This window comes from Dellaglioa sp. CoH-55-MRSF-9, assembly GCF_056782155.1.
Genome location: NZ_JBXAYG010000001.1, coordinates 38,069 through 60,441, shown reverse-complemented (window position 1 = coordinate 60,441; position 22,373 = coordinate 38,069). Strand labels below are relative to the sequence as shown.

General features: G+C 32.8%; 18 protein-coding genes. 10 read left to right on the top strand and 8 right to left on the bottom strand.

The features are described from left to right. Positions 1-10 precede the first annotated feature (10 nt). Together AC1RPV_RS00270 and AC1RPV_RS00265 are read right to left on the bottom strand one after the other, a co-directional pair. Complete coding sequence (locus AC1RPV_RS00270; protein ID WP_481760890.1) at positions 11-1,342, bottom strand: ATP-binding protein; 1,332 nt, start codon at positions 1,340-1,342, stop codon at positions 11-13. Continuing rightward, entirely contained in the window at positions 1,339-3,201 is a 1,863-nt protein-coding gene (locus AC1RPV_RS00265; protein WP_481760889.1) for a TerB N-terminal domain-containing protein, read from the bottom strand. Before AC1RPV_RS00265 ends, AC1RPV_RS00270 begins: the two co-directional genes overlap by 4 nt. Positions 3,202-3,607: 406 nt before the next feature. Between AC1RPV_RS00265 and AC1RPV_RS00260 the strand changes: the two genes are divergently transcribed. The 3 genes from AC1RPV_RS00260 to AC1RPV_RS00250 all read left to right on the top strand — a co-directional run bounded on the left by AC1RPV_RS00260 (position 3,608) and on the right by AC1RPV_RS00250 (position 7,538). Beyond that, positions 3,608-5,014, top strand: coding sequence for a C69 family dipeptidase (locus AC1RPV_RS00260; RefSeq protein WP_481760888.1), 1,407 nt, complete (start codon positions 3,608-3,610; stop codon positions 5,012-5,014). A 277-nt stretch (positions 5,015-5,291) separates the two neighbouring features. Then, positions 5,292-5,603 carry a helix-turn-helix domain-containing protein gene (locus AC1RPV_RS00255; RefSeq protein WP_481760887.1) on the top strand — a complete coding sequence of 104 codons (312 nt, stop codon included), beginning with the start codon at positions 5,292-5,294 and terminating at the stop codon, positions 5,601-5,603. A 513-nt stretch (positions 5,604-6,116) separates the two neighbouring features. After that, entirely contained in the window at positions 6,117-7,538 is a 1,422-nt protein-coding gene (locus AC1RPV_RS00250; protein WP_481760886.1) for an AcpB/EbpR/MafR family transcriptional regulator, read from the top strand. 75 nt (positions 7,539-7,613) lie between these two features. Here the strand turns inward: AC1RPV_RS00250 and AC1RPV_RS00245 are convergent, their stop codons facing one another. From AC1RPV_RS00245 to AC1RPV_RS00235, 3 genes are read right to left on the bottom strand one after another with little or no spacing between them, the layout of a single operon-like run. Beyond that, positions 7,614-8,891 carry a glycoside hydrolase family 125 protein gene (locus AC1RPV_RS00245; protein ID WP_481760885.1) on the bottom strand — a complete coding sequence of 426 codons (1,278 nt, stop codon included), beginning with the start codon at positions 8,889-8,891 and terminating at the stop codon, positions 7,614-7,616. Positions 8,892-8,925: 34 nt separating this feature from the next. Then, on the bottom strand, positions 8,926-11,559 hold the full coding sequence (locus AC1RPV_RS00240) for a glycoside hydrolase family 38 N-terminal domain-containing protein (RefSeq protein ID WP_481760884.1): 2,634 nt from the start codon (positions 11,557-11,559) through the stop codon (positions 8,926-8,928). Between the two features lie 36 nt (positions 11,560-11,595). Next, a complete protein-coding gene (locus AC1RPV_RS00235; protein WP_481760883.1) occupies positions 11,596-12,945 on the bottom strand; it encodes a PTS sugar transporter subunit IIC in 1,350 nt (449 codons plus the stop codon). Between the two features lie 162 nt (positions 12,946-13,107). Here AC1RPV_RS00235 and AC1RPV_RS00230 point away from each other — a divergent pair, with 162 nt between their 5' ends. From AC1RPV_RS00230 to AC1RPV_RS00205, 6 genes are all read left to right on the top strand, one after another. Next, the gene (locus tag AC1RPV_RS00230; protein WP_481760882.1) at positions 13,108-13,827 is read left to right on the top strand and encodes a GntR family transcriptional regulator; all 720 of its coding nucleotides are present in this window, start codon (positions 13,108-13,110) and stop codon (positions 13,825-13,827) included. A gap of 573 nt (positions 13,828-14,400) precedes the next feature. Then, positions 14,401-15,123 carry an HAD-IIB family hydrolase gene (locus AC1RPV_RS00225; protein WP_481760881.1) on the top strand — a complete coding sequence of 241 codons (723 nt, stop codon included), beginning with the start codon at positions 14,401-14,403 and terminating at the stop codon, positions 15,121-15,123. Then, positions 15,124-16,374: a PTS sugar transporter subunit IIC gene (locus tag AC1RPV_RS00220; RefSeq protein WP_481760880.1), complete on the top strand. Its 1,251-nt coding sequence runs from the start codon at positions 15,124-15,126 to the stop codon at positions 16,372-16,374. Beyond that, entirely contained in the window at positions 16,361-17,245 is an 885-nt protein-coding gene (locus AC1RPV_RS00215; RefSeq protein ID WP_481760879.1) for a glycosyltransferase, read from the top strand. The genes AC1RPV_RS00220 and AC1RPV_RS00215 overlap by 14 nt, the downstream gene beginning before the upstream one ends. Continuing rightward, the gene (locus AC1RPV_RS00210; protein ID WP_481760878.1) at positions 17,235-17,963 is read left to right on the top strand and encodes a DapH/DapD/GlmU-related protein; all 729 of its coding nucleotides are present in this window, start codon (positions 17,235-17,237) and stop codon (positions 17,961-17,963) included. Before AC1RPV_RS00215 ends, AC1RPV_RS00210 begins: the two co-directional genes overlap by 11 nt. 4 nt (positions 17,964-17,967) lie before the next feature. Next, a complete protein-coding gene (locus tag AC1RPV_RS00205) occupies positions 17,968-18,594 on the top strand; it encodes a hypothetical protein (protein ID WP_481760877.1) in 627 nt (208 codons plus the stop codon). Positions 18,595-18,907: 313 nt separating this feature from the next. Here the strand turns inward: AC1RPV_RS00205 and AC1RPV_RS00200 are convergent, their stop codons facing one another. Together AC1RPV_RS00200 and AC1RPV_RS00195 are read right to left on the bottom strand one after the other, a co-directional pair. Further along, positions 18,908-19,324, bottom strand: coding sequence for a hypothetical protein (locus tag AC1RPV_RS00200; RefSeq protein ID WP_481760876.1), 417 nt, complete (start codon positions 19,322-19,324; stop codon positions 18,908-18,910). A gap of 77 nt (positions 19,325-19,401) precedes the next feature. After that, entirely contained in the window at positions 19,402-20,226 is an 825-nt protein-coding gene (locus AC1RPV_RS00195; RefSeq protein ID WP_481760875.1) for a helix-turn-helix domain-containing protein, read from the bottom strand. Between the two features lie 189 nt (positions 20,227-20,415). Between AC1RPV_RS00195 and AC1RPV_RS00190 the strand changes: the two genes are divergently transcribed. Then, on the top strand, positions 20,416-21,270 hold the full coding sequence (locus tag AC1RPV_RS00190; RefSeq protein ID WP_481760874.1) for a hypothetical protein: 855 nt from the start codon (positions 20,416-20,418) through the stop codon (positions 21,268-21,270). Between the two features lie 43 nt (positions 21,271-21,313). On the opposite strand, the gene AC1RPV_RS00185 is transcribed toward AC1RPV_RS00190, so the two are convergent. Next, the gene (locus tag AC1RPV_RS00185; protein ID WP_481760873.1) at positions 21,314-22,306 is read right to left on the bottom strand and encodes a LacI family DNA-binding transcriptional regulator; all 993 of its coding nucleotides are present in this window, start codon (positions 22,304-22,306) and stop codon (positions 21,314-21,316) included. Positions 22,307-22,373: the final 67 nt, after the last annotated feature.

The following is a 22,373-nucleotide window of genomic DNA, read 5'->3' as shown; positions in this document are numbered from 1 at the left end:
TGAATACCTCTCAAATTGTAAATTCAGAAAAATTGTCAGCCACTTTGTTAGAAACAGCCTCTGATTTGGCATAAGAAAACTCATCAGAATCAAATATTGTGTCAATGGATAGATTTGGATTTTGATATAAAATGTCTAATACCTCAATGAAATCACGGATAATCTCGCGTGGGGTAATATTTAAATCTGCTCCGATGCGTTCATATTCAATTCGGATAAAGGTGGCGAGGTTATCGTCTGTCATCTTTTTTTCATAACTATAGAGATCTGCATGCATAATAGCCAACTTTTCACATAGAATTAGCATCTCTTCAGCTGTTAATGGTTCTAACTTGATGACCGGGGCCAACAAATCTCTAGCGCCTGGTTTTGAAAACTTACCTTCAGCTAGACGAGAACGCAGGGCCTCATAACTATAAACACCGCGACGTTTATCTTCTATAGCTTGTGGAGTAGTTCCCATGATGATACCAAGATATTTAGCTTTACCTTGCAGTGTGTCATTGTACATCGTTAACAGTTTTTCATAATTATATTGACGCGTGATACTATTTGGAATCTTATAGATATTTACCAGCTCGTCAATCATAATTAGCATGCCAGAATAACCAGCTAATCTAAAGAAAGCAGCGAAAAGTTTTAAATATTCATACCAATTATCATCTGTAATAATAATATTAATATCTAAGTCCTTTTTGGCTTCACGTTTTAAAGCATATTCCCCACGGAACCAGCGGATGACTTTTGCTTTCAGTTCATCGTCGGCGTTGACATAGGCATGATAATAGGAAGAAAGTAATTTAGCAAATTCAAAGCCGTATACAAGTTCACTGACTGAGGAAGTGACTGTGTAAATATTTTGATCTACCATCGCAGTCAACCGAGGATCACCTGGGGTTAGGCCACTGTCGCTGGCTGCTTTTGTTTGAACGCTGCTAATCCAACGATCCAAAATTAAGTTAAGTGCACCACCTTCAGGTTTTGTTTTTGTAGATAGATTACTAATTAATTCGCGATAGGTTGCAAGACCTTGACCTTTTGATCCTTGAAGACGTCGTTCTGGTGATAAATCTGCATCGACAACAATAAAGCCACTGTTCATCACGTAATTACGAATCGTTTGCATCAGAAAACTTTTACCTGAGCCATATCTACCAACAACGAAGCGAAAAGATGCACCGCCTTCTGATATGATATCGACATCGTGTAAAAGTGCCTGAATTTCATTTTTTCTACCCACCGTAACGTAAGGTAGTCCAATTCTAGGGACAACACCACCCTTTAAGGAATTTAATACTGTTTGTGCAATGCGCTTTGGTACTTTTTGAGTTTGTTTTGTCATTTCATATTTCTCCTAATTATTTCAATTAAATCGTCCCGATAGTCTTCAATAAGAAAGATGGTATCGCCGTCACATTGTAGAGCTGAGTCGCCGATGTCATCAAAAAGCGTTTCATTTAACGTGTCGGTAATCACTTCAGGCATGCCATGCATATCACGGATCATGTCTGTGACAGATTCGCCTCGAACTAATAAGCTTAATAATTCTAACTGGGTCTTGCTTAGTGACAGCGTAGGCTCTGAATCAATAACAGGTATTTTTTCGAGGCCAGTCTGTTCAGTGGATGGCAATATGTTATTATGCTTTGGTAATACGTTTTCAGAAGTATCTTTTTCTTCGTCAGTTAACAAACTGTCTCGTGTTTCAAACGCATCGCTTCTAATTTTATCTAAATTTGAAAATTGAATGGTAACCTTAGGCTTATCTGCTTTCAAACGAGAATCACGGTCAGCTGCAATGACAGTTTTAACGTACGGTGCTGCCCAGGTTTCTGCATCTCGTGCTTTTAAAGGATAACCAGTTTTTAAATAAAGTCGTAACATACGATCTGTTTCACGCAAAAGACCATCTAACTTTTCTTGATGAAAGTTAAATTTTTGGTAACTCTGTTCGTACCACGCATTATCTTTGTAGGTATATTTTCGGATATCATTCAACTTGTATATAAGTGGCTGTTGTGGCGTTACTTGGTAATATACGGCGTTGCCTAGAGGGTACCAAAGATGAGAATGTATTGTGCCAAAGCACGCAGAAAATAAGTTATTATCCATTTTTATAGCTGTTCGCCACACTTGAGCGAATAACTGTGTGCCGTGTTTTTCATGTTTTTTAAGGACAGCTGATGCCAAAATTTTATGTCTTCCAAAAAGACAAAGCGCATCAAATACTGCTTTGTCTTCATGCTTTTCTGGATCACCTAAAATCATGATTGCATTATCTCTTTGTAATTTTTCGGTATCAGCGTACTGATACGTCGTGTCTGGTTCTATACCATTTATTACTGCTAGTTCAAACAACCATTTATGGCTGTTTAAGCGTATACGATTATCTCCAATACCGGAGTCCAGATAATTGATTTCAAATGCTTTTATTTTTTGTAGGCTGTCTATCACGGATGATGTGCCTATGCCATTAACCAACTCATACAAATATAGGTATGCAAGTGAGGTCGTGATTTTTTTATAAATGCCTTTTCGGATGTTTGTTCGCCAACTAAAATAGCCGCGTAATTGTTTCAAACCAAGATCATGGTAGGTTGTAAAGTAGCGGTGTATGTCGACATTGTAGGAGAAAACATCTTCGTAGTCGGCCATAAATTGTCCTTGGACATAAAAATTCCGGCATTTTTGCTTGAAAGAGTTATCACCGTAAGCATAGAGTTGGCTCATTTTTATCATTTTTTCAGGAATTTTATTTTCTTTGACATCAGAAGTCATTCCCTTAAACGTCAGAGGAACCGCGTGGTATTGTTGCTGTTGTATAGGTTCAGGTTCGGCGTTTAGAACAATCGTATTACCGCTTTGTTCGTTCTTTTCAAGTGCATTATCAAAAATACGATATATAACATCTGGGTCTGTGCTGTCGTCAAAATGGACGCCTAACCACTTCGGACCGCGCATTCGAAAAGGTGACGAAAGGTAAGACGGTAAAATATCAGTTGGTATTTCCTGTGCGTATTTGATGTCACAACGCTCGATATTATCACCAGAAGTAGCGTTTTTTTGACGCATCAAAACAGCCACCCATTTATTTGTGCTGGGATCTACCAACACCGAAAAACTAGGGAATTTAGGCCATTTGTATTGTTCGATAATATTATATTTTTCCTTGGCGTATAGTACTAATTCAGATAAATTCATGTTTTCACCAGAGTATTCTGTTATTTATAAGGTTGGTAGCCATACGTCCTAAATATTTACGCAAAGATAGGTGAATAAACAACTAGGACAGTTAAATTCATCAATAATTTTTGTTATTTAAAATGTATACTACCGTCAGTATATGATGTACCGTAGCGTCACAGTCAATATCATTTTCCTTTTCATATGATTTTAATATCTTTATGACAAAATTATTCAAATTATAGGTCTTGCGCAAATTTTGTATAATACAGGTATGGGACATACCTTTCACCGCTTTCAATTAGTTTTAGTCAACGAAATTGTAGAGCCAGTCTTAACGCCAAAAATGGGGTTAAGACTGCTTTTAATTTACCGCTAAAACCGCTATACTATTAGTATAAAATCAATAAGGAGTGTGTGGAAAATGACAAAAAGAGTTCAAGGTTCTTGTACATCAATTTTAGTTGGTAAAAATGCTTCAATCGACGGTTCAACAATGATTTCTCGAAATGATGATGGGCATGAAGCTTTAGATCCACAACGTTTTGTTGTTGTACAACCTGAAGATCAACCACGTAATTATCAATCTGTTATTAGTGGTGTAAAGGTAGAATTACCAGATAATCCAATGCGTTATACCTCAATTCCAAACTCACTTTTAACAAACGGAATTTGGCCTGCAGCGGGTATCAATAGTGATAATGTAACGATGTCTGCTACAGAAACAATTACAAGTAATCCACGTATTCAAGGGCTTGATCCTTATGCTGCTGGTGGAATTGGTGAAGAAGATCTTGTAACGCTCGTCTTACCATATATTCATAGTGCTAAAGAAGGGGTTGAACGTTTAGGCGATTTACTCTTAACACATGGCACATATGAACCAAATGGTATCGCATTTTCCGATAATGATAGTGTTTGGTGGCTTGAAACAATCGGTGGCCATCATTGGGCAGCTGTTCGTATTCCGGATGACGCTTATGTTGTTGCACCTAACCGTCGAAATATTGATATGTTTGATTTTGATTCAGAAGACACACTTTGTTCTGAAGATTTAAAAGTCTTAATTGATAATAATAAGTTAAATCCTGATTTTGAGGGTTACAATTTACGTCATATCTTTGGTAGTGCATCAATTAAAGATACGGTCTACAATAATCCCCGTACATGGTACGGTCAACAATATTTCAATCCTGAAATTATTCAAGATCCAATGGATCAAGACTTACCTTTCATTTGTCATGCAAATCGTAAAATTTCAATTGAAGATGTTAAATTTGTTTTGAGTGCACATTTTGAAAATACGGAATACGATCCTTATGGTAGTGCGCCAGAAGATATTAAAACACGATTCCGTCCAATTGGGATTAACCGTAATCATAATGTACATTTATTACAAGTTCGTAATGATGTACCTGATGAGATTGCTGGGATTCACTGGTTAGCTTATGGTGCAAATACGTTTAATACAATTGTGCCATTCTATGCGAACGTTAATGACACACCAGAATCATATAAAAATGCGACAGGTGAATTTGATTTAAATAATATGTATTGGCTCAGTTGTACAACTGCATTGTTGGGCGATACGAATTATGACTTCTACGTAGATATGCGAAATACATTTGAACTTGAAGCAATGAGTGCTTACCATGAAATTCAAAATGTTGCTGATAAGGCAGTTAGTTCACAAGCAAATATCACAGCATTTTTAGAAGAAATGAATAATAAGTTAGCTACAGAATCATTAAAACGTCAAACACAATTGTTAGGTGAAATGGTTATATCTGGTTCCGAACAAATGAAATTACGTTATAACTTAAACGATTAATTATAAACAAAATGAAAAGTTATCATTAAGTTGATAACTTTTTTTGTAACAATTATTTTAATTACTAGATTTAGGCAGCACTTTTGAGTAATATGGTACCATTTCATATGCTAGTAAAAATCAAATTTAGATCACTTAAATATGGTTTATATAATTCTTATTATAATGATAACAAGTATAATAATATGCTTTTTGCTAAAATTAACGTTTTTAAAAATCTTTAAGCTTTCTTTGATTTCACTTATTGTAAAATAAGATTCGTGATTGGAGAAAGTTAATGGTTAAAACGATAAGTCAGTTAATTCGAAAAAAACGTAAGGCACTTAGTCTAACAATTGAGCAGCTTGCTGAAAAGTCTAACGTTTCTATTAGTTTGATTTCTAGAATTGAACGAGGGGACGTTGCTAATATCAGTATTAATAAATTATCTGATATTGCCAGTGCGCTAGAATTGGAATTGTCAGACTTCTTTAGTAGGCAACAGTTTTCGGATATACCTACTTTAGAATTATTACAATATTTTAGTACGTTAACAGATGAGAAACGTGAGAAATTATCAAAATCAATTCTTAGAATTATTCAATTATAAATGATAATGATTAATAATGGATTATGTTATTTTTTTATAGAATGCACAATTTTTCTGTCTTTGTATTCTTTAGTTAAATTAATTTCAATTATTTTAGGTTTTAAATTTTTCGATAACTTTAAATTGGATAGTAATAAATTAGAATTGTCCATGGTAGATCGTCATCTTCAAATAATAGATCTTAACCAAGAAACTTTCCTGGTTAAGGGTTATTTTAGTAGGAAATTGAATTAATTTAACTTAGATGTCAAGTTAAATGATAGATAAGATATCGTTAGTATTTGGAGAGAAATTAGAATAAAAAATGACATGAAATAGGTTAAATGTTAACATAAAGAGGATAATAATTCTGGGGAATAAGTTATTTTTTAAGTATGGTATTGGGGATAAAAATTTAACTCAAAAAAATATTTATGTTAATGATTGGAAATACTCGGAGGTAAGCATTTGTACAAGAAAAACATTCTCGATAAACAAGAATGGCTAATTTGCGAAATTATTTAAATATTAGCTTTGAACGAAACTGGTTTATCAAGAAAACGATTACGTGAGCAATTAAATGTTTCTGAAACGGCTGTAAAAGTTGCTTTACAACAATTGGATAAAGATTTAAATTCCGGGGATGAACCCTACATGATTATTACAAAAAATAACGTCCAATTATTAGGTAAAGGCGAAATGAATTTTAATCAAACGATTTATCGGTATATAAAAAAATCGATAAATTATCAGATTTTAATGGCCTTTTATACTAAAGGTAATGCAAAAGTTGAGAATCTAGATACTAAATTAAATGTCAGTGAGGCTTCTATTTTTAGAAGGATTAAGCGATTAAATTCTCTTTTAGAAGAATTTCATGTGAAAATTTCTCATGGTGTGATGTTAGGTAACGAAAGTCAAATTCGCTTTTTTTATTATTCATTGTTTTTAGGAATTGATTTTAAATTCGAACAATCAAGTGAAAATGGCATTATTATGGCAGTCATCCAACGGTTTGAGGAATATTTTGATTTTAATGTGAATGATAGTAGTTTAGTTAGAGTAAAGCTTTGGTTAAAAGTAACAAGTCAACGAATGATGGTTAACGATCAAGATAATCGTAGTATTTCAGTTGTTTTAGAAGACATGATAAAAAATAATTCTTTGTTCGATAGCGTTGAAGAAGAATTTGGCGAAATTGTTAAAGAGTTTAAGCATAAAGTTGATATTCATTTTGAAAGTGCACTACTTTACGCTTGGACCACGGCTTTTGTGCCAGTACCATGGAGCACCTTTGTTGCCCATGATTTCGTGGCCGTTAATCGTAAAAATAATAATAAATTGCAACAAGCTGTTGAATTTTTAGAAAATGGCTTTGAGAATAGCTTAGGTATTCAGGTTGCTGGAGGCGATTTAAGTGAGTCTTTATATCCAATTTGTACAGAAGCCTTTTTATTTCACGGCGTTTTAAAATCTGCTAGTACAGATATGATGGAAGATTATCGCCTTAGAAAAGATAATGAGTTAGTTCTTAAAAATGTAAAAAATGCCATGAGTGCAATGATTGAAGAATCGAAGGGCGATCCCGAATGGTATGCCTTTTATTCAAGGTATGGTGACTCATTTATCAAGACGATTATGTCAATTTTTAATGCGCGTTTATTGGCAAAAGAAAAATTATTAACGGTAGGTGTGGATTTAAATACTGAGGAGCGCGTTAAGGAAATGTTTATGATGTACGCCAGTCGGGAATTAAATATTAATTTACGAGTCAACATAGATGTTTACGAGTCTACTAAGAATTATGATTTAGTTATTACAAATTTTATGAGCAAAAATTATTTGAATTCAGCACTGGAGACATATATTATCACTGGATTAGGGACGGATAGTGATGTACTTGGCGTTGAACAAGAATTAATAGAGATACTTAAAAAATATTATCATACTCAATGATAATATTTTTTTGATTTGAATTAGTTATAAGCCTAAAAAAAGAGTAGATTTCTCTACTCTAAATTAACTATATTATTAAATATTCAGATATCGTAAAGCAAGTTGACAGTAAGTCATATTTGCCCAAGAAAACCAGTCTCTAGTAAATTGACTTGGGTCATTAACGTTAATTCCTTCATGACATTGTAATGTGTCATCATCGGTTTGACTAATGATATCTAAATTATTTTGCATAATTTCCGGATTATTTGATGTTAATCCCTCCATCGCTAACGAAATCGGCCAAATATATTCCTTTGGTGTATGAGGACTGCCAATCCCTTTTAAATATTTTCCCGAGTAATAATAGGGATTTTGATCACTCAGAATAAATTTACGCGTTTTTTGGTAGATAGAGTCATCAGGTGAAATATAACCAATAAATGGGAGAGATAATAGACTAGGTACGTTAGCATCGTCCATTAAATTGATATTACCTAAGCCATCAACCTCATAGGCAAAAATAGTTTCATTAGAATTTGGAGCTGATACGATTCCAAAATTTTCAATTCCAGATTCAACTTCAGATCGGAGACGACTTATTCTTTTAAGTAGCTCGACTGGAGCTGGTTGTGTTTTAGATAAGGTAAGCAACTCATCTAGGACACAAATGATATAGCAATTACCTGGAATATGATAACCATATAAGCAGGCATCATCACTTGGGCGGAAACCACTCCAAACCATACCTGTATACCCAATTGGTGCACCTTTACCACCATGACTCAATGTGTCTGTTGAGGGACCATTAGAACGATTAAAAATATAATCGGAAGTTTCATGATGTTGTTCCGTAATAAAGGTATCCACAATTAACTTTACAGTTTGCCAAAAGTTACTGTCTAAATGTTTTGAATATCCAGATTTTTGATAAAGTTCTGATGCCAAATGGATAGGGGCGCATAATGAATCAATTTCAAATTTTCTCTCCCAAACGAGATCAGATATTGGAATATTTGATTTATCAACTGTGTAGTGTGCACCAGAACTAGTTTCGTTAAATGCATTTGCATAAGGATCATGTTTAATATAGGCAAGTTGTTGATTAATAACGCCATGGATGAGATATGTTATTTCTGGAATCTTATCTGTTAGTGAAAGATAAGGTAGTATCTGAAATGTCGAATCTCTGAGCCACATGGCAGGAATATCTCCTGTAGCAATGAATATATCTGAATCATTTTGTACTTTAACCGTATTTGTTAGTGTATCAATGAATACATTACGAAATAATGCAGTAGATTTTTTTGAAGAAAGTGAAATTGTTTCTGAATAATCCGTAACTTGTTTAATTAGTTTTTCTTGATTTATCATTTAAATACCTCAAATCGTAAGTTATCATAATTACTTATTTAATTGGAAAGATACCGTAAGTTCTAATTTCTCCTGGACCAAACGATAGTAAATCAACGGTGGTAACTTTTGAATTAATGAAATGGCTAACTTTACCATTTAAATCGAGTTCAGCAATGTTACAAGTAGTATTTAATGAGAGATTGCCAGGTTGATTGATAACGTTATCAGTTGGATTATAAAGACGAAGTTCAAATCCAGTTTTATCATCTGATATTGAAAAACTACTCATAATGACCTTTAAATTTTGAACGGACATAATTGAATTGTGATTAACGTTAGTCTTTGCTGGATTCATCATGAAATATTGTAAAGGTGTTGAGAAGCGATTTATTATTTGATCTTGATAGAAAAGTTCATTTTGACTTAATTGGCGATGCTTATTTTGAAGTTCAATAGGCTTGAAGTCAGCTTCAACAACTAGCCCACCTTCAAATATTAATTCTTTATTTAATTGACTATCCGGAGTTGATACAATTTTTGTTTGTAGACCTGAAGCATCTGAGGGACGGCGCATTAAGTCAGGACGTCCTAAGAAACCTACTCCTCTAAACAATGTAATCGCTAATTTATCAAAAGATTTATCAATTAATTGAAAATCTTTCGTACCTAAGGTTAGAAAAGACCAACTTACTTCTTTATTATGTGAATTAGCGAAATGAATCATTGGTCGCATACTTGTTGGTTCTTCCTTATAACCAATTTGTTCCCAGTCTTTAAGGTGTTTGTCTTCAGTAGGACGTTCAATGATACCAAATGGGGTATCTGCGAACGAGCTAACGACATTCGTTAATTGTGTATTTAAAATAAGTCGCATACGATGATCAAGAATAGTATTATCAATGTGCATCTTAAATTTAATAACGTTAGAATTTTTTGTTAATGTTAATGTTAATTGATAATTTAATCGACCAGTTTTAGTTTTTAGTGCACGCTCCTCTAAGTTGATTGGTAAGGTCCACGAACCAGTAATTGACATAATTTGATATAATTTTCCTGATTTAAATGTTATTGAATCAGATTTTGAAAAATCTAAAGTTAATAACCAATCTTTGAATGCAGGAGAGTAGTCATACGTATCACCCTCATCACCGCTATCTTCAATTGTCATAAAATTAGAATATGAGTGATTATCAAACTTTGTTTTAAGATTTAATTGCCCGTCATCAAAAGAAATTTTGTAGAAATCATTTTGAATATCAGTAGATACTTCTAATGTATTTACTGGGTTGTTTTCAGAGACGGACTGAATGCAGTAGCCAGTCCAATCTGTAGCTGATATGATCGTTTTAAAAGCAATTTTAGTAATATAATAAAAATCATCAGTCATTTCAGTTTGATCACGGCGTAAAACTGCTGCATTTTCTTCCTTTTGATAAATAATATCAAAAGGAACATCAATGCCGTCTATTGTTTTAAGATTAAAATTAGCAAAAGAAGTACTAACTTCGAATTCACGAATTTCATTAACTGGTAAAGGAAGTGGATTCCAAGCAAATAAATTTAATTGTTTTTTATCTGAAATAGAAATACTTAGTTTACGAAGTAGATAATCTTTGAGTGAAAGAGATAATTGATCTGCCACAATTCCACGATGTAAGATATCTTGATTTGTTTTATCACTGTTACAGCCACCGGAACTATCATGAGCTTGTCCACGGGCAATAGTCTTCCAAATATCATCAATTAAACCTTGCTTTTCAGATATACCCTGATGTGTAGCAATAGCCATTAAAGGCTCGACTTCATAAGTCATTCTCCGTTCTAATTTATCGTAAAGCTGTTTTAAATCGTAACGAGAAGAATAGATTCCTCGATGTATTTTAGAATCTGATGGATCAATGAATTCTCCATTAAATGATGGTAAATTGGACTCCTTAGCTAATGCATCAAAAAATTTTGGATACGTACTTTCTTGAATAACAGAATCAGATTGTAAAAGAACACTATTAGCAGTTGCAAGTCTATCTTTTAAATTATGATCGATAGCTCGCTGGTCGCCACCAATTGGTAAAACAAGATTGTCAGATGTAGTATTCGTTGAGATTTTCTCCGTTAAATCGAAAAAGTTATCATTTTCAACTAAATCTACACCTGCATAATAGCCATTTTTAATATTAGCAACTAAAACTTTGGAGGAGTCATTACTTGTCCAGTAAAAATAGCGGGAATCGTTTTCTGTAGGGAACCCACGCCAGAAAACGGTGCTATTAATACCAAATCCATTATATATTTTTGGCATATCTTGTCCTTGTCCAAATGAATCTGGGAGATACCCAACTTTCATTACGCCACCTAAATTGTCAGCTAGCTTTGATCCAATTCTGATATTGCGAACAATAGATTCTCCAGAAGTAACCATTTCATCAATTTGAGTATACCAAGGTCCAATGAGTAAACGACCCATAGAAACATATTTTTTGATAAGATCTTCTTTTTCTGGAGCTGTATTTAGATAATCATCAATAATTGACATCTGTCCATCTAATAGATAATAATCTAGTTCATTTTTAGATAATGCCTCAAAAGCTTCGTCCATATGGAAGGCAAATTGAATTCGAGCCTCTTGACGTGTAAAATACCATTCAAAATCCCAATGAGTATGTGCGATTGCATGAATCTGTTTCAAATGAAACACCCTTTCTTCTCTTGAATTAAATTCAGATTATTCTGTAACCATGTCTGCATCCAATTTTCTTGCTTCTGCACGTTCATGGCGTTGGTTGATAATAACAAATGGAGCATATAGTGCAGTATCTAAGACAACTAAAACAGCAGTTAAAACGACTGGGCTTAGATGGAATGCACCTAATACCCAAGTGCTAATGAAAATAGGTTCATTACCAGAATTTAAAACTACAAGAGGTACAACCCAACCGATTGAAGTTACAACATATGCAATAATTGCATTTGTGACAGGTACAACAATCCATGGAATGAACATTAGTGGATTTAAAACAATAGGTAAACCGAAAATAACAGGTTCATTAATACCAAAACAACTTGGAATGAAACCTAGTTTTGCAACTTCTCGCTCTTTTTCACCTTTATTTGTGAAAATCAGCATTGCAATAATTAAACCAAATGTTGCACCAGAACCACCAATCATGGCGTAAACATTTGTCATTGTATTAGGTGAAATTGAAATATCAGCAAAACTTTGAGTTTCAGCAAATTTTGCAACGTTTTTAAGGAATAGTGGTAACCAGAAGGCTGAAATAACGCCCCAGACGATATTGAAACCATGTAAACCAAGGAACCAAAGGATTTGTTCTAATAAAATAACAATAATAATAGCTGGAAGCCCAACACCAACGCTTAACATTGGTGAGATAACAATATCAGCAATCATTTGTACTAATGAAACATAGCCAAGTGACTGTATTGTAATTCTTACGATACCAAAAATAATAAGTACTTCGGAAATTGGAATTAATGAGAAAAATGAATCGAAAACATTTTGTGGTACGTTACCAGGCATTTTAATCGTGAACTTACTTCTTGCGAATCGAGCGAACAACGAAACGGCAAGCATTCCAACAATTAAGGCTGTAAACATACCTTCATAACTAAAGAATGAAGTTGAAAAACCTTCAACAACTTTAGCTTTGCTATCCAAAAAGTTAACGTTATTAGGAATCATGACGAAGTATGCTGCGAATGCCAATAATGTGGCAATAATTGGATTTAAACCTTTATTTTTTTCGTCCTTTTTTAATTCCATTGCATACGAGTATGCTGATGAAAAAACAACGATTAGTGCAACAATACCAAGAGTAGCAGTACCAATGTAGCCGAATAAGTCACTAATACTTGTTAAAATGACATTATGAATATCTTTTGCTTTAATTAATGCATCAAGTTCCATTTTGATTAGATTTGAGAATGATCCGACAACAGTAAACGGAATTGTTCTAACAAAGGCATTCTTAATAGCTTGTAAAATGGTATTTCTTTCAACCCATGCTGAAACTTTTAAGAGTGGCCCCTGGATTTTTTCTAAGTTAAAATGCATAATAAAGACTCCTTTTAATTTTGTTTATAGAAAGCGCTTTCTATAAACAAAGTATAACAACATCTTTTTAATTTGTAAATACATATTTAAATGAAACGTGTTTACAAATTAAATTATATAATATAATATGTATATACAAATGTATAGAAATGAGGTAGACAAATGTACAGATATCGAGAAATATACTCAGATATTAAACGAGATATTTTAACAAATCATTATCGTGCCGGGGCTTTACTGCCAACTCAAGAAATATTAACCGAAAAATACCAAGTTTCTAGATTAACGTTAAAAAAATCATTAAATTTACTAATTGATGAAGGATTAGTTTATAGTAAGCAAGGGTCAGGGACGTATGTGCGACCAAGAATGGATAGTCAATCTACGGAGATGTTGCCTCTAGATTTACCTGTTGGTGTCACATATTCACATCGAGATCAAAAAATATCAAGTAAATTAATACATTTTAATGCCCGATTACCAACAGAAATAGAACAAAAAAATCTACAAATATTATCTAATGATCCAGTTTATGAAATTAAAAGGGTTAGATTGATTAATAAAAAGGTCTATAGTTTTGAGCACTCAGTGATGCCGGTCTCAATTGCGCCTATCGATGAAAAGGTATTATCAGGATCCGTGTATGACTATTTAGGGAGTCACGCGAACTTACAGTTAACAGATGCAAGACGAGTGGTTTATGCTGAACCAGCAAACAAAGAAACTAGTCAAGTTTTAGAAGTTTCCTTGGATAGTCCAATTTTTGTAATTGATCAAATCGCTTATGATCAAAAAGGCCGCGCCTTTGAATATTCGACGTCAAGATTTGTGAGCAATCATAATAAATTTGTCTTAGATGTTCATTTAAATAAAAACAACTAAAAAAGAGATTCCTGCAATATACTTTTTTTTAACCGATTTTAAAATAGGATAGCATAAAGTAGAGTAGTTTGTGATCGTAACTAGCAGTGATATTGTGGGACAATACGCGATATGTGTTGAAGTAATAAATAAAGTATGGAAAGGAGGATGCAACAATGATAATAAGACAAGAAGAAATAGAAAACGATTATAGTTTTTCACAATCTACCTTAAACGTAATTGTTATGGATTCAAAAATAACCAGCATTTCTTTACCCGAATTGAATTAATTTTGCATAAGAAAAGGCATCTGTCTTTCGACAAATACCTTAGTATTCCGCCACCAACACCAGTTGACAAAGAGCCCTTTTTAAAAGAATAATCAGTTAATCTTTAAATCTGAGCGGTATTAAAATTGAACCGAGTGGTTATTTAATACTGATTCAAAATCTCAAAATAACATATATAAAAAAATTCCCTTGAAATATCTAGACATTAGGTAAATAATGTGGGTGTAGCGAACTGTGTAGGAGTAAAAATGATATGGGGGTTAAAAAGATTTGGTTCGCGGAAATAATATGTAGGGGTGATTAAATGAATATGCTAGTTAGTGATTTTGATGGAACGATTTTGAGAGGTGACTTTGTAGATAAGAATACAAGAGAGACTATTGCGAAACACAACAAAGAAAATGATCTCTTTGTTGTGGCCACCGGAAGATCTCCAAAATCGATAGTCAATGCGAAAGAAAAATATGGTCTACCTGAGTTTAACTACGCTCTAGCATCAAATGGCTCAATAGTAATTGATAGTAGAGGTCAGATTATTAAAGCATTCTATCTGAACGGGGAGCAGATCAATGCGATAAAAGAAATAATTAATAAATACTTGAGTTCAATCGAACGAATTATGATTTCAAGTAGTGACAATGAATTACGTAGTTTCGATAAATTAAATCCTAGCTCGGATAATATTTGTTCAATTACTGTCGTAGCAAGTACTAAAATTATCAATGCTATAAGTGAGAAAATAGCAACGAAAAGAATATTGAATTTCAATCGCAATGGAAAATACTTAGACATTACGCGTGTGGGTATTGATAAGAGTACTGCAATTAATTGGTTGGTTAACATAAAAAAAGTAAATATTAATAATGTGTATTCTGTCGGAGATGATTATAATGATATAACAATGCTTCAAAGCATTAATAAGTCATTTACTTATAATGATAGTCCGTTGCCTGTCAAGACTGCTGCTAGATATTTAATAAATGTATACAGTGATATAAGTAATTATGTGAAGAAAGAAGTAGAATAAATGAAATCGCTTACATCGGCAACTAATCGTTTCTTCAATTCCAGAATTTTGACTGGAATCAAAGATGGGATGATATATACCATCCCCATTACAATTGTAAGTTCTATTTTCATTATTCTTGTACAATTTGATATTAATCCCGATTTGAAAGTCTTAATGAATCGATTGATTACTTTTTCGTTCAACATTTTAGGTGTAGTAAGTTGTTTAGGAATTGCTTTTTCGATGACTAAAAACGAAAAATTAAAACTAGAAACAACTATTACCGCACTAATTTCATTTTTAGTTCTTTGTGGAGCAGAAAATGTAAAAATAGTAAAGAATATAACCATTGATTGGATTGGAAGCAAGGGGATTATTGCAGCGATGTTAATCGGAATACTCATCCCTATTTTCTTTGAAAAGATTGTTAACTTAAGGATTGGAAATAAAGTTTTTAAAGATTTACCGAGTAATGTTGGAATAGCTTTTGAGTCTTTAATTCCGATGTTTTGTTGTTTTATTGTTATAGGTGTCGTTCAATTTGTATTTCAATTTATCATAAAAAGAACCTTCGTAGAGACTATTTATACTCTTTTGCAGCTTCCTTTACAAAACTTATCGGACACGTTTTTTGGTGTGATTTCTATCTCGGCATTGATTTCAGTTTTTTGGTTTTTTGGCATTCACGGTAATTCCGTTATTGGTGGAGTAATAACACCGATTTTATTGACAAATACTATTGAAAACCAGTCGATTATAGCAGCACACCATAATCTAACAATAGTGAATGGAGCGCATATAGTAACTCAACAGTTTTTAAATCAATTTATTACTATGACAGGAAGCGGTATTAGTATAGGGCTTATTCTATCAATGATTATTTTTTCAAAAGAGTCAGGTAATCGCAAGCTAGGATTAGGTGCTTTTGTACCTTGTTTATTTAATATTAACGAACCAATAGTTTTTGGACTACCAATTGTATTGAATCCATACATGGTAGTACCGTTCATTTTTATTCCAGTTATTACCGGAATGTCTTTATATCTTTGTATTCTATATGGAGTTATTCCGCCGTTTAACGGTGTCATTCTTCCGTGGATAACACCACCATTAATTTCAGGCTTTTTGCTAGGAAGTTATAAATATGTTGTGTTTCAAATCGTAATTATCATTATGTCTTTTGTTGTTTACACACCGTTTTTAAAGCTGTACGAAAATAATAGCACTAAGTTAGTCTTAAAGGGAGCGCATAGTAATGGAAAATTTTGATATATCCGTAATCATTCCAACCTACAATCGGAATAAATTACTTGAAATTAGTTTGCAGTCACTACTTAAACAAAAACTGAATAATACGACTTTTGAAGTAATAGTTGTCGATGATGGATCGTCTGAAGAAACAATCTCAATTGTTAAGGCATTTGAGACATCACTGAATATTAAGTACTATTATCAGTCGGATAATGGATTTAAGGTTTCTGAAGCGAGAAATGCTGGAGCAAATATCTCTGGGGGTAAATATCTCGTATTTATTGATGCTGGTATTGCAGTTTGTAGTACATTTGTGAGTGAGTACCATAGAATTTTAGTAAATAATGAAAATAGTTTTGTGATTGGTTATGTTGCGGGATTTGATGATCATGATAAATATAAACAGGCAATTATTGATAACTTTAATGCGGCGGATGTCGATGGCACGATTCAAGTATTATTGAATTTAAATGCGTATGATCGCCGTGAATCAGTATACCAGTCAATGGGAGATGATTTGTCTAAGTGGCCAGCACCATGGGTAATTGGTTGGTCATGTAATATTGGAATATCAAAAGATGCCTATCAAAGAATCGGAGGATTCGATGAGGCTTACACAACTTATGGTGGAGAGGATGCAGATTTCGCTATTAACGCATTTGTGCATCATATTAGATTTATCCTTGATAGATCTGCGATTGCAGTTCACTATCCACATGAAAAAAATAAAAATACAGTAAGCACCGAAGAAGCTAAAAAATATACGCTAAGGAAAAGAAAATATATGTTCAATAAATATGGTTTAAGCTCAATTAGAACTTGGATTGGAACTAAAACGGAATTATTAAATGGAGAGTTGAGTAAAGCTGGTGGAAATAATGAAAACTAAGAACGTTGTTGATTTACACAATTTTATAGACGTTAATGATGAGAGATTGCGTAATGGTATGTTGAAGCAAACTGTTGTTGATTTTTTGGATAATTTTAATTATGTGGATCTAACTAGATTAAATCATTCATACACTGCAAATAGTAGCCAAATATCAAAGAGTGCAATTATTGAGGGGAATGTGTATATCGGTGAAAATGTTATTATTCAGGGGTTTGCTTACATCAAAGGCCCAGCAGTCATCAAAGACAATGCATTGATTGGGAAAAGTGCATTTATTCGAGGTGGCTGTTATATTGGGGAAAATACTATAATTGGGCATTCCTCGGAGATTATTAATAGTGTGATTCTGGATGATACGCATATTGCACACTTTAATACAATAACGCGGTCTTTTATTGGAAGTGATGTAAACTTTTCAGCTTATGCGTCGACTTCCAGCTTTAACTTGTATGATGAAATTGACGCGACTGGATGGCATAAAACAAAAAAAATTTTTTTCGATGATAAAACATATTTAAAAACAAGTTCAAAATTTGGAGCCATTATAGGTGATCACTGTCGCATTGGAGCTTACACTATGACATATCCAGGTGTTACAATGGGGAAAAATTGTGTTGCGTTGCCACATCTCATGATTAAAGAGGGTTTTTATGCAAATGACAGTAAATTATACTTACAAGATTATTATACTCACACAGTAAAAAAAGGATGTTAGACAAATGGGATCAAGAATAATGCATTTATCAATTGCACAAGTAATAAATAATAAGCATGGGTTTGGAAATGATTTTTTAATTGGAAGTATTACTCCAGATGTTAACAAAAATTCGAGAACACCCAAAGAGCTTACGCACTTTATGGTGAAACGCGAAGATGGAGAACATGATATGTTTCCAAACATGTTTCTAGAGGAGTATGGAACATGTTTGAATACGTTTCAACTAGGATATTATCTTCATCTTATATCTGATGATATTTGGCTAAAAACTGTTTATAAAAAATATATTTTAGAAAACATGAGTTATAGTAAGGATGAAGCGCTACGAAGATTCTATTTAGACTTTCACTATTATAATGGTATTCTGATAAAACAATATAAACTGGTAACTTTGAAAAATAACAAATACTTATCGACTGGGGTCAACGAAATAATTGATCGTGATATTAGTGAAATTATTGAAGACTTGGATGCTGATTTTGATGATATGTCTATCGAAGACTTTCCAGGTTTACTTAAAAAAGAGGATGTAGAACAATATATTAACGTTTGTGTAAAAGAATTTGAAATTTTTCTCTTGAAAGGCAGCTATGATGGTGTTAAATTTGTTTTTTATAACGATTTTTAGAAACAAAAATCTATATTATATAGTTTAAAAAAGTTGAAATCATTAAGGCGCTGCAACTATAATTTGAAACCTGGTGAACGGTTTAAATGATGGTCATTTCAGAATTAGATAGTTCTAACTCACAGAAAGTTTCAATTTTAATTCGTTCAGATTAGGTTATACTAGACAAAAGATCAGTTCCTAGAAAGTGTGTTTGTGGTAAACACCATTTTAAAGGAAGCTGACCTTTTTTGTCCGAACAGCGTTCGGATTAATTTTACAAGCTACCAAGAAGTAACAAAAATTAGCCATACTCCTTGCAGGAATCTCTTTTTTAGTTGTTTTCAATTATTCGTTTAAAGCTTTGTAAGTTTGAATTAAAGGCATGTTTAGCGATTGGCATGAGTAATTTTAATGGTAAATGTGAATGATCATTTTCAGACAAGTAAAAATTTTCTTCTAATAATGTTGTTGCATTTTTACTAGTCAAATTAAAAATTAGAGTGTATTCGAGTTTTCCTCCGGTACTTTCATAGTAGATTGTATCATTTTCTGAACTAACAGAAATTTCCTCATTTTTATTCAAAGCAGAATCTGTTCTGTGAATATTGAATTTATTGTTGTCAATTGGCTGTACCTGAATAATATCAGGTATCCATTTCAGTAAAGTTTCCGGATTTTTTAAAAACAACGCGATTTTTTCTTTACTTGATTTGATTGAAATAACATTTGAAAATAGTGGTTTTTCCATAGGATGAAACCTCCTTTTATTTGATGACTTCATCCTATCCAATTTGAGTAAAAATTAAAAATCAGTATTCTGATATTCTAAATATTTTTATAAATTTGTTCATTAAAAAGGCCAGTTAGTAGCTGTTGCTTTTCAGTAGCGGCTAAAAAATTATCTTTATCTTCTGCTCTTTTTGCAATTTGAGCCATTAAATAAAAAGAGTTGGCTAACATATAGTGTGAGTTATGATCAGTAGCGAATTTAACAGACTTGTTTATCCAATTAAGAGACATTGTTAAATTATTGAGCTTAAAATAAATAAGTGCTGTCAAATAGAATAAAATATTTTGATTTTCTTCATAAAATAATTTATTAAAGTCCATAAAAGTCTGATCAATATATTTCTCAGCCTTATTTTGTAAATTTTGCTTTGCATATATAAAGGCCAAAGAGACGGTACCAAGTCGGGTAAGGGTATCTGGCAGAATTTTATTACTGGAAGCAAGGGACAACTTAATATATTTTTCGGTAGCAATCAATTTATTTTCAGTATGTAGAGTTGCAATACCGATATAATAATAGTATGCCTGAAGTTGCTTATCCGTTTTTAAATTATTGGTAACCGTTTCTTTATTTAGAAACTGGAGTAACTCTTTGTATTGGTGTTGATTACATAACTTAGATACACGTTCATTGAATTCATTTTCTGAACTGATATCAAAATTTTCCAGAAGACTTATTTGGTCTAAAGTAATCGATAATTTATGACATAGTTGGATTAAGAGCTGTGCATTAGGTATGTATTTATTATTTTCAATAGCACTAAGCATCGATTGCGCACAAATATCTTTGGAAACTTCTTTTTGAGTTAAGTGTAGCGATTGGCGAGTTTCTTTTAAAATTAATCCTAAGCTATTAGGCATGATATAACCTCTTTCTAGTTTGAAAAAGTTAAACAGTAATTACTGGGATAATAACATAATGGGGCATAATGATAAAATTTCATGATTAATAAATCAAACTACCATTTTTCAATCATGTCGCGTACAATTAACCTACAATTGAATGTTAAAATTTAAATAATTTGAGAATTAACAAAAGGGGATAGAATCATGCGTGCAGAATTCCAAAAGCAACATACTGAGACCTATCAGATAGACAACCATAAAGGTCTAAACGGCTGGATATCTTTCTTCTTGAGCCTTAGTTTAATCGTACTATTTGTGACAAGTGTCTTAAAAATAACCGTTTTGAATCAAACTTATACTGAAGAAAAAATTTTAACAGATTCGAACGTGACACTTGTGACACGACAGATGAATGATGGTATTTCAAGTATTGCGACATTAAATGATGTGCCAACGTCAGCTGTTAAAGATGCTTTAACGAATCAACAAGTTACTAACATTGCGAAAAATAGTTTTAGTAACGTATATGCTGGAAAACAAACTGTCATCAATCCAACTGAGATTACCAATCAAGTTGCTAGCAACGTTATGAAAAAAACGGACACATCAAATCCGTTGGTTAGCGCTAAAATTGATGGGATTGTCGCAACTTTTAAAAGTAATTTAAGTGAATATTTGACGAATAATATCCAAACGCCATATCTTTCAAAAATTGCTAGTACAGTTAGTTCGGTAAAAGTAATAGTCCAAACAGCCTTTATGTATAGTTTAATAGCTTCTGTTATTTTTGCGCTACTCTTACTGGCTATTAATCGGGCATTCTTTATACCGCTTAAATACGTCGGATTCAGTGCAATCTGGAGTGGTGTTCTAGTTTCAATTGGTTCTGCAATTGCCTTGTACAGTGGCCTAATTGGTATTGTGTCTAGTAAAGCTTCTGTTTTTACTGATATTGTGAATAATTATATCAGTGACACATTTAATACCATGTTAGTGGGTAGTTTAATTTTACTTGCTGTTGGTCTAGTATTCTGGTTAATTGGTCGTAATAAAAAATAAAAAGCAACTGATGTTCAGATTAATTTCTGAATACCAGTTGTTTTTATTTGGAACTATTCCTAAGTGTTAAGGTTGTTCCAATGGTAATAATCTGAGGGATAATTTCAGTCATCGACATTTGATTGACTAATAGTTCTGCAGCAGATTGACCCATTTTTTCTGTATAAACTTTAACTGAACTAAGCGTTGGGAAAGTATATTCAGCAATAGATGTGTCATTAAAACTAATTAAACTGATTTGTTCAGGCACTTTAATTGATATTTCATTTAATGCACGTAATGCACCGACAGCCATTGCGTCATTTGCAATAAACAACGCTTCTGGTAAATTATCTGATTGATCATTTAATAATTTCAAGGTTAATTGATAACCTGATTCTGGCGTGAAATCGCCTGTATAAACCCATTCGGGATGGTAGTTGCTAGTACGTTCTAAGTGATTTTTAAAGTGAGTGAAGCGGGAATCTGGGCCTAAATTGACATCATCAAATGTACTTTCTTGTCCTGCAATCATGCCAATTTTAGTTAAATTTTGTTTTTTAAAATGGTCAATAACGGTTGTAACTGGCGTTTTGAAATCAGTCATGACGCAACTAATACCAAAATTTAGTGTGTTCATATCAACAAAAACTAAATTAGAATTTAGTTCTTTAAATCCGGCTATTTGTGCTGCACTGTATTTACCGATAACAATAGCACCAAGAGTATCAGTCAAGGCGCTAAATTGATCATTTTGGAAAAAACGTGTAATTTCATAACCGAGTTCAATTAATTTACGTTCGATACCAATTCGAATTGAAAGGTAATACAGGTCATCTAATTCTTCTTTTTCTGTATACCATTCGATAATAGCAATCTTACCTTGAGGTGTACTGGATTTCTTTTTATTTTTTGAATAATTTAAACTTTCAGCTGCTTCAAAGATTCGTTTACGTGTATCGTCGCCAACGGATAATGTTTGATCGTAATTTAACACGCGAGAAACAGTTGCATTAGAAACTTTTGCCAACTGTGCAATGTCTTTAAGTGTTGCCATGACTACCTCCTGATTGATTGGTTATGTGTATCAGTTTACCATAATAAAAAGAATGTCGTAAAAAGAT